The sequence below is a fragment of the Salinicola sp. CR57 genome (genome assembly GCF_003206585.1).
In the GTDB taxonomy this organism is placed as follows: domain Bacteria; phylum Pseudomonadota; class Gammaproteobacteria; order Pseudomonadales; family Halomonadaceae; genus Salinicola; species Salinicola lusitanus.
The window spans coordinates 738,224-750,783 of sequence record NZ_PZJL01000001.1; the positions used below are offsets into that span (position 1 = coordinate 738,224).

General features: G+C 63.8%; 9 protein-coding genes. 5 read left to right on the forward strand and 4 right to left on the reverse strand.

The genetic code is table 11. The annotated features are described in order from the left end of the window. Positions 1–38: 38 nt before the first annotated feature. The 3 genes from DOM56_RS03400 to DOM56_RS03410 all read right to left on the reverse strand — a co-directional run bounded on the left by DOM56_RS03400 (position 39) and on the right by DOM56_RS03410 (position 3,101). Complete coding sequence (locus DOM56_RS03400; RefSeq protein WP_198655651.1) at positions 39–578, reverse strand: cytochrome b; 540 nt, start codon at positions 576–578, stop codon at positions 39–41. A gap of 148 nt (positions 579–726) precedes the next feature. After that, complete coding sequence (locus DOM56_RS03405) at positions 727–1,641, reverse strand: MalM family protein (protein WP_110707464.1); 915 nt, start codon at positions 1,639–1,641, stop codon at positions 727–729. Between the two features lie 98 nt (positions 1,642–1,739). Then, positions 1,740–3,101, reverse strand: a complete 1,362-nt coding sequence (locus tag DOM56_RS03410; protein ID WP_110707465.1) for a maltoporin — start codon at positions 3,099–3,101, stop codon at positions 1,740–1,742. 993 nt (positions 3,102–4,094) lie between these two features. Here DOM56_RS03410 and DOM56_RS03415 point away from each other — a divergent pair. From DOM56_RS03415 to treA, 5 genes are all read left to right on the forward strand, one after another. Next, positions 4,095–4,823 (forward strand): VIT family protein, encoded by a 729-nt coding sequence (locus DOM56_RS03415; protein ID WP_232822154.1) that lies wholly within the window; start codon positions 4,095–4,097, stop codon positions 4,821–4,823. Positions 4,824–4,928: 105 nt separating this feature from the next. Beyond that, positions 4,929–6,407 (forward strand): PAS domain-containing protein, encoded by a 1,479-nt coding sequence (locus tag DOM56_RS03420; protein WP_110707466.1) that lies wholly within the window; start codon positions 4,929–4,931, stop codon positions 6,405–6,407. A 669-nt stretch (positions 6,408–7,076) separates the two neighbouring features. Beyond that, positions 7,077–7,880 (forward strand): SDR family oxidoreductase, encoded by an 804-nt coding sequence (locus DOM56_RS03425; RefSeq protein ID WP_110707467.1) that lies wholly within the window; start codon positions 7,077–7,079, stop codon positions 7,878–7,880. 302 nt (positions 7,881–8,182) lie between these two features. Next, positions 8,183–9,445, forward strand: a complete 1,263-nt coding sequence (locus tag DOM56_RS03430; protein ID WP_110707468.1) for an AGE family epimerase/isomerase — start codon at positions 8,183–8,185, stop codon at positions 9,443–9,445. A 160-nt stretch (positions 9,446–9,605) separates the two neighbouring features. Beyond that, complete coding sequence (gene treA, locus DOM56_RS03435; RefSeq protein WP_110707469.1) at positions 9,606–11,264, forward strand: alpha,alpha-trehalase TreA; 1,659 nt, start codon at positions 9,606–9,608, stop codon at positions 11,262–11,264. 267 nt (positions 11,265–11,531) lie between these two features. Here the strand turns inward: treA and DOM56_RS03440 are convergent, their stop codons facing one another. After that, on the reverse strand, positions 11,532–12,491 hold the full coding sequence (locus tag DOM56_RS03440) for a tripartite tricarboxylate transporter substrate binding protein (protein ID WP_110707470.1): 960 nt from the start codon (positions 12,489–12,491) through the stop codon (positions 11,532–11,534). Between the last annotated feature and the right edge of the window lie 69 nt (positions 12,492–12,560).

The window sequence follows — 12,560 nt, forward strand, 5'->3', positions numbered from 1 at the left end:
CACCGGAGCCCACCGTCGCGGCGCTTCACGCTATCACGTCACCACATTCGCTTGAGCAGGTTGTCCCGGCGTACGAACTGGTGCCAGACCACTGCCGCGATATGCAAGCCGATCACGTAGTAGAACACCGTGCCCAGCGTCTTGTGGATCGACTCCAGCGAGTGCCCCCAGTGCGGCAACACGCCGAAGGGTGAGGGTATCGCCAGTGATGTACCGGGGATCGGGATCGCGCCGTCGCTCAGCCACACCGTTGCGATGCCCAGCAGCGGCTGGGCGAACAGAAACGCGTAGAGCGCCCAATGGGTGAGTCGCGACAGCAGTTCGAGCTTCGGGTGCAGTGGCGGCGACACGGACGGGGGCGTATGGCGAAGGCGTTCGATCAGGCGGGGAATCGCCAGCAGCAGCACGCCGATACCGGCCCAGAAGTGGCTCTGCAGCAGCAGGGCCGGTATGCCGGTATCGCGTGGGAAGATATCCGTCGACAGGATGAGCGCGTAGGCCAGCACGACCAGGGCGGCAACGGTCCAGTGAAAATGGCGGGCCTTCGCCGAATAGCGATTGGGTAGCGTGTCGTTCACGACGGGCAATCCTCTGAGGCACAAGGGAGCCACCATCCTAAGCGTCACCGGCTTAGGGTTGGCTTAACTCCGGCTTGCCGTCGTGGCGCCAACGTATCGCCACGACGGTAACCGACGCTACCTCATCGCCCGAAACCTCGAGATTGACTCAGGGCGTCCTGGCCTGCAGTCGCTCGGCCAGCCAGGCGCGGGTGCCGGGATGTCCGCTGCGTTCCGCGCGATCGGCCAGCTCCAGGGCGAGCTCGATATCGCCGGCCTTGAGTGCGGCATCGATCATGCGGCGGTAGTCGAAGTCGGCGTTATGGCTCGTCGTGGCCGAAGCGGGCGCCGGGGCCACACCCTGAGATTCGGACGGCGCCGGGCGTTGCGCTGGCGGGGGGGCTGCGGTGGTCAGCGGCGTCAGGCCGGTGTTGCCGGTCAGCGAGGCGACCTCGAGGGTGAGCGTGCCGGTGGCGGCATGTACGGCGCGAGGGTCTGGCCCGGGGGGCTCGGCAAGACCTCTGACCCGAGCATAGGCTTTCGCTTCCGACTCGTAGCTCGTCGTTGCCCGGCGATCCTGCTCGCTCGAATAGATGACGAGGTACTGGGCGTCGGGGCCGGGGGTCAGACTGAACTGGCCCTCGAGACGGGCGCTGGAGAAGCCGGTGGGGCGACGTACCCGGAGCGAATCGCTCGGGACTTGCCTGACCGGCTGGAACGCCGCGTCGAGGACCAGGAGGGTGGGCGCGAAGAGCTGGCCGTCCCGGATCGGGCTGGTGACGCTGATCGCTACCGGGCCGTTGTTGCGGGGCAGCGCGAACGCCTGGAAGAAGCTCTTGCCGTCGCCGAAATCGTGAACCGGTGCCTGTGGCGTGAAGTCCAGCGTCAGGGTCTCCTGGGCCGATATCGGCCGATACGGCAGCCTGGCCAGCGAGGTGCAGCAGTCCGGTGCGCTGGCCAGCGCCTGCTGCCCCTGCTGGGCCGGAATGGTCGGGGACTGCGGTGCCATCAGCGGCGTGCTGCATCCCGCCAGGGCGAAAAGGAGCGTGCTCAAGGGTACGGCGAGACGATACGAACTCAACATTCGGGAACTCCTGCTGGAGACGAAAACGGCTCCGGAGCGACAAGTCTCCGGAGCCCAAGGGATCGAAACAGCGCGAGCATGGATCTCGCGGTCGGGGCTCAGCTACCCCACCACACCTCCATCTGGGCGCCGAACGTCAGCCCGTCGGTGTCGTCGAAATCGACGTTGTTGGGGCCGGCACCGGTATCGAGCGAGTTGGCATTGCGGGCGTCGGTATAGGCGTCACCGCTCCATTTGGCATAGGTGGCGAACAGCCGGATGGTGGGGCGGATCATGGCGCCGCGTCCCGCCGACCACTGCTGGGCGATGGTCAGTTTGGTCAGGTGATGATCGCTGTCGTTGTAGCCGGTCACGCCACTCTGCGGTTCGATATGGTCATAGCCCAGCTCGACCGCGGTGCTCATGATATCGCTCCAGTAGTAGACCGGGCGCACACCGGCGGAGAACCACTTGCGACCGCTGTTGTCGTCCATGTCCTTGTCCTCGTAGACGAGGGCATAGAGCATGTCGAGTTGATCTGGTATCAGCCAGACCTGACCGTGGTCGAGCGCGCGCCACATGCTGCCTTCCTGGCGCAGGGCGCCGGTGCCCCGACCCACCGCATTGCCATCGCGGGTGATGATGCCGTCGGTGGCGTACTGCACCGCGAAAGTGTTGCTGCCGCCGAACCAGCCACTCTGGGTATGCTCGATGGTGCCCATCCAGCCTTTGTCGCCCTCGTCGTAGTCGACGCCCTGGTCGTCGTAGTAATCCTTCTGCCATTCGGACAGCGAAGAACGGCCGTAGTCGACCCCGAGCTCCAGCGAGCCGCCGGGATTGACCGGGATGTCGCTCCAGCGCGCATCGAGGGTGTCGTCGGAGATCTGCTGGCCGGAATCGGGGAACAGGCCATCACCGTCGTCGGTACCTTCGCTGCGGGTCCAGGCGAAGCTGAGCTTGCCGGTGCCGACATCGATATCCGAAATCCCCACACCGGGGCCCGATACATCCCAGTAGTAGAAGTCGTTCATGTGGATGTCGTGACGCTTGTAGAAGCGCTTGCCCGCCCAGAGCGAGGCACCGGGGAGGCCGCCGACGACATTGTTGCCGGAGACGTACATCTCCCGAAGCGAGATGTTGTTGTCGTCGTCCTTGAGCGATTCGTCGTCGTTGTCCTGCGCGGTGACGTAGGCGACCCGGCTGGCGAAGTCGAACGACGTATCCTGCTGCTGATAGAGCTGCGCGCCCAGGCCGATCTCGGCATAAGTCTCGCATTCGTTGCCCAGGCGGTATTTGGCCGGTGCGCCGGAGGCCTTGAAGCAGGTCTGGCTGCCGCCACCGGAGGTCGAGCCGATACCGGATCGGGCATAGCCGAAGAACTCGGGGTTGATATCGGCGTAAGCCAGGGCCGGCATGATGCATGAGGCGCCGAGGACGGCGGTAAGGAGAGGCCGGCGTAGCACGGAGTGTGAGGCAATCATTATTGGTGTCCCTCGTGGTCTTGTCATTGATTGCTGTTTGGGCAGCCGGATGAAGCATTCGGCTACGCAAGGCGCTCTGGGAGAGAATCGCCACCGACGTATCGGGGGAGTCGTGAATGGCTCTGCCAAAGCGTCGTGCTCGACATACTCAATATCGCGATCGATATCGAAAGAGATATGAGTCAATCCATTTTTTATTAACTATGGGTATCGTTGCCGTATTCCCTGGATATCGTCACCGTTGGTCCAACCTCATACCGCCAACCGCCATGGAGCGATCATGCTGCCATCGGTATGTTCTGTCGGGTATCAACGACAACGGATAGCCGAGAAAAGGCGTCAAAGTCGGTTCGATCCTCTGCCTGGGACAGTGCCTGTTTTGGCGAAAACCAGTGATGTTCCCCATCGGTCGGGTCGGCCGTCGTTGGCGCGATCGGGCTTCGTTTGTGGGGAGCCATTATTTCCATAACTCCGTAAACTTTCATTGTAACCATGGTCTATAAAGACAAAGGTATGAACTATGATTATTGGGTGGTTATGTTTTTATAATTAAATCAATGCCTTATAATAGATTCGTGCGAGTTGTAGCTGATGTGATTAATACCAAGGTGGTAAATATCACCAATATTGGTTTGTGCTAGGCCGTGGCGGTTCTCGGATGAAGTGGCGAAGAAGAACGCTAAAATTTTGCGATAGCCGAATAAAATATCGATTTGTTGTCTGGTGTTTGCCTTTGATTCGGATAAGAGAATGGCGAAGTCGGCAATAAAACAAATGCTTTTTTCAGGAAAAACCAAACCTATCGTTCATCCAAAATCAGCACCATTTCGGTAAATTGGAGAGGGCGATAGGGAGTGAATTTTCGGAAAAGTCGAATGGGTGAAGAAAGCTTGTCTCTCCGTGGACGGCTTGACTTAAGATGGACGGACTCGGTGCTCTGGAAAGGGCGGTAGAGACGACGGGTACGCAGACGGAAAGAGGACGGAGAGCGGCATGACATTGGAGTCAGGGCAGCAGCCGGGCATGACCATACCCAAGGAGCGCCACTATTCGGACCGCGTGGGCTGGTTGCGGGCCGCGGTACTGGGCGCCAACGACGGTATCGTGTCGACCGCCAGCCTGGTGATCGGCATGGCGACGGCGGGTGCGGGGCTGGGTGGGGTGCTCACGGCCGGGGCAGCCGGGGCGGTGGCCGGCGCGATGTCGATGGCGGCGGGCGAATATGTCTCGGTCAGCTCGCAGAAGGATACCGAGCGCGCCGATCTGGCGCGGGAGCGGCGCGAGCTCAAGGCCAACTATGCCCACGAGGTGCGCGAGCTGGCGGAGATCTACGAAGCCCGTGGGCTGGCGCCTGCCCTGGCTCACGAAGTCGCCGAGAAGCTAATGCGCCATGATGCGCTGGCTGCCCATGCCCGCGACGAACTGGGGTTCAGCACCGTCAATCAGGCGAGGCCGCTTCAGGCGGCCATGGCGTCGGCCTTGATGTTCCTGTCCGGCGCGGCGCTGCCGATGATCTGCGTGCTGCTGGCCCCATTCACGATGGCGACATCCGTCACGGTGGCGTTGGGGTCGTTGCTGGCGCTGGCGTTGCTGGGTGCGCTGTCGGCCCGAATCGGGGGGGCGCGTCTATGGGTGGCCATCGTGCGGGTCACTTTCTGGGGCGCGTTGGCGATGGGGGTCACGGCGCTGGTGGGGTGGGCGTTTGGTGTGGCAAGTGGCTGACCCGAGCTGCGGAGAGCGTCGGTCGACACGGGAATGGCGTGTGCGATTCGAACAGCGCCCGGCGTCGTGATCGACGCCGAGCATGACCGAGGGTGGTGAAACGAGATGTCGGAACCGAAAGACGATCCCGGCGTGATTCAGTCGCCGCTGCACCAACTCATCGCCGATCTCTCCGACGGCATTGTGCTTCTGGATCCCGATGGACGCCTACGCTGGGCCAACCCGGCGGCGCTTGCGATGCATGGGGCCGAATCGATCGAGGAACTAGGGCCCGACGTCGACGCCTACCGACGGCGCTTCGAGCTCTACTATCGCAATCACCATGAGGTCGGCGAGGGGCGGTCGCCAATGGAGCGCCTGCTGGAGGGAGAAGCGTTCGAGGACGTGATCCTCGAAGTCCGACCTGCCGACCCCGAGCTGCCCGTTCGTCATCACCGGGTGCGTGGCAGAACACTCTCGCGGGAGGGCCGCCCCGATGCACTGGCCCTGATCATCGAGGACATCACCGAACTCACGAGCGCCGAGGAGCGCTTCGAGCGCTCGTTCAACGCCAACCCGGCGCCGGCGCTGATCTGCCGCCTCGATAGTCAGCGCTTCATTCGGGTCAATCAGGGCTTCCTGGACATGGCCGAGCTGACAGCCGAGGAGATCCTGGGACGCTCGATCTACGAGTTCGACGTGTTCGCCCATTCGCCTCAGCGCGAGTCGGCGATCCAGCGGCTCTGTGCCGGCTGGTCGATTCCCCAGACCGAAGCGGTCCTGCAACTCGGCCGGCAGGACAGCGACAGCAAGAGCGTGATCGTCGCCGGTCAACCGATCGATGTCGAGAACGCCCCCTGCATGCTGTTGACCTTCACCGATCTGGAACCGGCTCGCCAGGCGCAGCACGCCCTGCGCCAGAGCGAGGCGCTGTTCGCCACGGTATTCCAGATGTCGCCGGTCCCCACGGCTCTGGTGTCAGCCGACAGCCTCACGCTGATCGAAGCGAATGCGGCCTTCGAGCGTGATCTGGGCCGTCGCGCCAATGCGTCGGAGCCACCCGGGCTGGAGGACTATTCGCTCTTCACGCCGCAGACACGCAAGCAGTTGCTGAAAGCACTGGGGGAGTCAGGCCATGTGGAGGGCATGGAGGTGCAGGGTGTCGATGACGTCCACGCGCCCACCATCTACGTGCTGGCAGCGGAGGCGGTCGAAATCAATCGTCGTGCCTGCCTGCTGCTGACCCTGGTGGATATCAGCGAGCGCAAGCGTTACGAGAACCAGCTTTCCGATGCGATCGAGGCAGTGATGAAAGATGCGTCCTGGTTCACTCGCACGCTGGTGGAAAAGCTGGCCAACGTTCGCAATGCGGGCACCGATGCCTCGGGAACCCAGCAAATGGCACTGGCGGACCTCAGTGCCCGCGAGCGCGATGTATTGGGGCTGATTTGTGCCGGACTCTCGGACAAGCGCATCGCCACCCGGCTGGATCTGGCCCATAGCACCGTGCGCAACTACGTGGCGTCGCTCTACCAGAAGCTGGGCGTTCACAGTCGCGGCGAGGCGATCGTCTGGGCGCGCCAGCGCGGTTTTCAGGGGGAGTAATGAAACTCAAGGTAACATGATGTTGTGAAAAGTATTTTTCCCCGCAAATGCACTGCCTGTACCGGCGCATTTGAATCTATTGGCCGGGACGCCGGGCGCCTATCTTGTGATGACCGCGAGGAGGCGCCAGGAAGGTGCAACAGGGGAGGGATCCCCTGAAGACGGGCAGGCAGCCCGCTCCTCGGCGGACCATCGGTGTCTCGGATCGCCGCGTGGCTGGAGTCGAAACGTTACGGTAGTCGAACGTATTGCAGTCAAACGAAGGACCGCTTGACGATTCGGTGGCGCTCAGGACGAGCGGTATCGACGGAAGCGATCCTGTCGTGGATCGACCCACCGAATCTCTTTCCGATGTTCCTTCCTTTCCCTCGCGTTGCTCGCCACATCTGTTACTCCCCCAGACATGCTGTTTCTGCCGTTGTGCCATTCATCTTCCGAGGTGGACCGACGGCGATTCGTCATCTCGCCGGCCCGTTGCTGGCTTGCGCCATCGGAACAACTCGACTAGGACTGAATCTGTCCCATCATCATTCTTAGGTGCCAAACGCGCCAGGGCCGATCATCGATGGTGACTCGATTCATCCAACCCGGTTGCAGGGAGATCGTGACGTGGTAGAGAAAACGAAGATTCATGCCCAGAGCCAGACCCTACCCGGCCAGGAGAGTCTGATGCAGCCGCCCGCGGAGTTCATTCGCCCCGGCTATCGCGGAAGCGGCAAGCTGGAAGACAAGGTCGCGCTGATTACCGGTGCCGACAGCGGCATCGGCCGCTCGGTGGCGATCCATTTCGCCCGGGAAGGCGCCGACGTGGCGGTGATGTACCTCAGCGAGGACGACGACGCCCGCGAGACCCAGCGGCTGGTGGAGGCCGAGGGCCGCCGCTGCCTGTTGATCGCGGGCGACATTCGTGACTCCGCCTTCTGTCGCGGGGCGCTCGACCAGGTGATCGAGACCTTCGGCGGACTCAACGTGCTGGTCAACAACGCCGGTACCCAGCAGGTGTGCACCGACCTCACGGAACTCGACGACGAGCTGTGGCGGGAGACGTTCGCCACCAACATGCATGGCATGTTCTACCTGACCAAGGCGGCGCTACCTTACCTGGGCGAGGATGACGCGATCATCAACACCACGTCGGTCAATGCCTATATCGGCCCCGATTTCCTGGTGGACTACACCGCGACCAAAGGGGCGATCGTCGGTTTCACCCGCTCCCTCTCGAACCAGGTCGTCGGTCGCGGCATTCGTGTCAATGCCGTGGCGCCGGGCCCCGTATGGACACCGCTTCAACCCGCCACGCTGGGCGCCCATGATCCGCAGATGCTCGAGGACTTCGGTTCCGATACCCCCATGGGGCGCGCCGGACAGCCCTCCGAGCTGGGTCCCTGCTATGTCTTTCTGGCCTCGCTCGACGCCTCCTTCATCAGCGGCCAGACGCTTCATCCCAATGGCGGAATGGTCGTCAATGGCTGATCCGCGCCGAACAGGGCGGCGAAGGTGGAATGGACTTTTGCCGTCCGGACGGGGTGAATAGACCCGCGCTCGATACGAATCCCGAAGAGACATTCTCCAGGCTCTGTCTGAAAGATTGGCGAGCGAAAGCCAGGGCCAGGCCCGTTCCCACGGGCCAACGCACTTCCCGCATCCTTGTGGGGCGCAAGAGTCGGCTAAACGGACCGGGCTGGCGCTCCCGGCGACGGCTGACGACGCACGGGTGAGCGCGGACATTTTCAGACAAAGCATGAGAGACGACAGGGCAGAGGAGGCCCTACAGCATGCCAGGTACGACTCCCAATCTGCCGCCGCGGCAGGAGAGCTGGCTGGACCGGCCGGCGCACCATCACTGGCTGGAGAGCGAGGGCCAACGCCTGCTGGCGTTCTACCGCGCCTCGCGTCATCCCGACTGCGGCTTTGCCGCGCTCGACGAAGATGGCCGGCTGCCCGCCGATGCCAATCCCGACACCATGATCACCGCCCGCATGACCCACTGCTTTGCCCTGGCTGCCATGCGTGGCGAGCCCGGCATGATGCCGCTGGTCGCCCATGGCGTGGCGGCGCTCAGGGGAGGGCTGCGGGACGACGAACACGGTGGCTGGTATGGCGAGCGACCGAAGGCGGGGGAGACCCAGACAAAACAGGCCTATATCCACGCTTTCGTCGCGCTGGCGGCGGCCAGTGCCTGGCAGGCCGGTGACGAAGCGGCCGGACCGCTGCTCGACGACATCATCGGCGTGATCGAGACCCATTTCTGGTCGGAAGACGAAGGACGCATGCGCGAGGGGTTCTCCCACGACTGGCGCGAGGACGAGGCCTACCGCGGCGGCAACAGCAACATGCACGCCACCGAAGCCTTCCTGCAACTGGCCGACGTCCTCGACGAGCCCAAGTGGCGGGCTCGCGCGCTCTCCATCGCCGACAAGATCATTCATGCCCACGCCAAGCCCAACGATTACCGCGTGGTGGAGCATTTCGACAGTCACTGGAACGAGTGGCGCGACTACAACGAAGACACGCCCAAGGATCAGTTCCGGCCCTATGGCGCGACGCCCGGCCATGCTTTCGAGTGGTCCCGGCTGCTGCTGCATCTCGAGGGGGGCCTGCTGCGCCACGGCGAAGCGGCACCCGGCTGGCTGGTGGAGGATGCCCAGGGGCTGTTCCGCAGCGCCACCGAACTGGCCTGGCACGTGGATGGAGAACCGGGCCTGGTCTACACCCACGACTGGAACAACCGCCCGGTCGTGCACGAGCGGATGCACTGGACCCTGGCCGAGGCGGCCGCCACCGCAGCCCTGCTGCTCAAGCGCACGGGCGACGCGACGTACGAGGTCTGGTATCGCCGCTTCTGGGACTACATCGATCGCTTCCTGATCGATCGCGAGCGAGGCAGCTGGTGGCAGGAGCTCGACCGCCATAATCGCCCGTCCAGCGAAGTCTGGAGCGGCAAGGCCGACCTCTACCACGCCTATCAGGCGACGCTGCTGCCGCGATTGCCGCTCTCCCCGACGATGGCCCGGGCGATCGCCGACGGCGCCTTGTAGCCCGCCCGGCGGGCATCGCCCTTCTCGCTGCCGCAATGCCTCGATCCAGGATCGGGGCGTTTTTCATTCGGACAAACGCCTACCCCGAAAGCGGCATGGGCTTCGTTGCCGAAGTCTGGCTAGCTAGGAGCTCCGACACCTGGCCGTGAGGAGCGCGACGATGACGACGATTGGGGATTTTCGGCAGGCGAGGCTAGGGTGGGCCACGCTGCTGCTGGCGGGCCTGCTGCTGGGCGGTTGCAGCACCCAGAGCCTCGAGCGGGAGTCTTCGCGAGAGCCACCCGCCAAGACGGCCAGACAATCCCCGGATCGCAGTTGGGGGCCGGTCATGGAAGCGGTCGCCATGGCGAAACTCTACCCGGACGGAAAGTCGGTGGTCGACCTGGTGCCCAAGCGCGATCCGGCGGCGATCGTGGCCGACTTCGAGCAACTGCGACAGCGGGAAGGGGCAATCGGCAAGGCTCGGTTGCAGGCCTTCGTGGATGCCAACTTCGATCCGCGCCCGGAGAACGAGACGCGGCTTGGCGAGGACGCCGATACCTCGATCGAGGCCCATATCGTCAACCTCTGGCCCTACCTGACCCGGGATCCGGCGGACACCGACGAAGGCCCCTGGAGCAGCCTGGTGTCGCTTCCGGAGCCCTACGTGGTACCGGGCGGACGCTTCAACGAGATGTTCTACTGGGACAGCTACTTCACCATGCTGGGGCTGGCGCGCAGCGACCGCTTCGATCTGGTGCGTGACATGGTCGGCAATTTTGCCTGGCTGATCGACACCTACGGCTTCGTCCCTAATGGCACCAGAACCTATTTCCTGACCCGCAGTCAGCCGCCGTTCTTTGCCCCGATGGTGGCACTGCTGGCTGAGCACGACGGCGACGACGTCTATCGCCGTTACCTGCCCGAATTGATGCGAGAACACGACTACTGGATGCGCGGTGCCGATGAGATCGGCCCCGGCGAGGCGCGCGAGCACGTGGTCGAGCTGGCCGACGGCACCCTGCTCAACCGCTACCACGGCAGCGAGAACTGGCCGCGGCCGGAGGCCTATGCCGCCGAACGGGAGCTGGCCGCGCGTAGCGACCGCCCGGCGCCCGAACTGTACGGACATCTGCGGGCCGCCGCCGAAAGTGGCTGGGATTTCAGCTCGCGCTGGATGGCCGATGGCCAGCACCAGACCACCATCGAGACCCGCGATATCCTGCCGGTGGATCTCAACGCCCTGCTGTATCAGCTCGAGCGCACCCTGGCTCGGTCATGGCGGGTGCAAGGCGACGCTGCCCAGGCCGCGCGCTTCGAGGCGATGGCTGAGCGCCGCCAGAGCGCGATCAACCGGGTCTTCTGGCAGCAGGACGGGGGGTACTACACCGACTACGACTGGCGGGAGGGGCGCCTGACAGATGCGATTTCCGCCGCCATGGTGTACCCGCTTGCGTTCGGTGTCGCCGACCCGGCCCGGGCTGACGCCACGGCCGCAACGGTGCGGCGCGAATTGCTGCGTGCCGGCGGCATGGTCACCACCACGCGTGATACCGGCGAGCAGTGGGACGCGCCCAATGGCTGGGCGCCGCTGCAGTGGCTGGCGGTTGCGGGGCTCGACCGTTACGGACACGACGACCTGGCCGAAACCATCGCCCGTCGCTGGATCGAGACCAACCGCGAGGTCTACCGGCAGACCGGCAAACTGGTCGAGAAATACGACGTGGTCGACCCCGCTGTGGGGGGCGGCGGCGAATACGATGTCGTCGATGGGTTCGGCTGGACCAATGGCGTGCTGCTGGATCTGATCCATCGCTATCCGGCGGCAGCCCATCGGTAGCAACCTGCGTGATGCAAGACGGCTGGAAATCCGGACCCCGAGGACCGTCGTATGGCGTCATTCCGCTCGGCAGCACCGGATACCAGCGGCGCACTCATCGAACGGCGATCAACCGGACGGGCCGTTCGATGCCCCGGCCACCGCGCTTCAAAAGCCAGTTGTCGCCGCCGAAGACGGTGGTGTCATCCGGTGAAATAAGGACCGAGTCCAGGCTGGGGACGACCCGGGTCCTGCCGGTAGCGTCGCTACAGAACGGCGATGGCAAGGTCAGGGCGCTTCGTATCCGAGTGCTTTCATTACCCGCGCAGTGTCGTCTTCGTGCTCCTGCATCAGACGAGTGAGCTGCCCGGCATTCAGTGCGCGGATGCCGAACCCGGCTTGAGACATTGCCTGACGGAAAGCGTCGGAGTCGACCACGGCGAGTACGGCCGCTTCCCAGGTATCGACTGCTTCCTGCGGCATGCCCGCTGGGCCGCCGAGCGCGCGCCAGGTACCGCCGTCGACGACTTCGTCCGCGATCTCACCGGCCAGTGGAACGTCTTCGAAGTTCTCGACCGGGGTCGGACTCAGCACCGTCAGAGCGCGCGCCATATCGGCGTCGATCATGGCGCCAGCCTCGGGCAGCGACGCGGTCAGAAAATCGACGCCCCCAGAGATTAGTTCCGATAAGCCGCTCGCCGCGCCCTGGCCGGGAATCCAGCGGATCTCGGCGACATCCACCCCTTCGTCCAGCAGAAAGCTCGCCATCGGTACGTCCCACACGCTTCCGCAGCCGCCAGCGCAGTGAATGGTGTACTCCGATGGCGACTCTCGCAGTGCGTCGACGGCCTCCTCGAGTGAGTCGAATGGCGAGTCCTCCGCGGTGATCAGTGCCGAGCTGTCGCCGTTGAAGCTGGCGATGGGCGTGAAGTCATCGACCGAGAAAGTAGCCTGACCGGTGTAGTGATAGCCAGCGTAGGGAAACAGCAGCCCCACCGTGTAACCGTCCGGTTTGGCATTCTTGATCGATGTGAGACCAACGACACCGCCGCCCTGGCCCTGGTTGATGATAGTGATTGGCTGACCCAGTTGCTTCTCGAGGCCTCGGGCCAGCAGGCGGGTCGTGGTATCGCCGCCTCCACCGGCGCCTGCCGGAACGATGATCGTCACGGGGCGCTCCGGGAAGTTCGCGGCGAATGTCGATGCGGAGAGCAGGCTCAAGGCAATAAAGGCGAGACAGGGTTTCATGATGGGTTCCTTTTGAGTTGTCGTGTCGGTTCATCGTCGCGCTGGTTTCAGCCGCCTTGACGGGTTCGA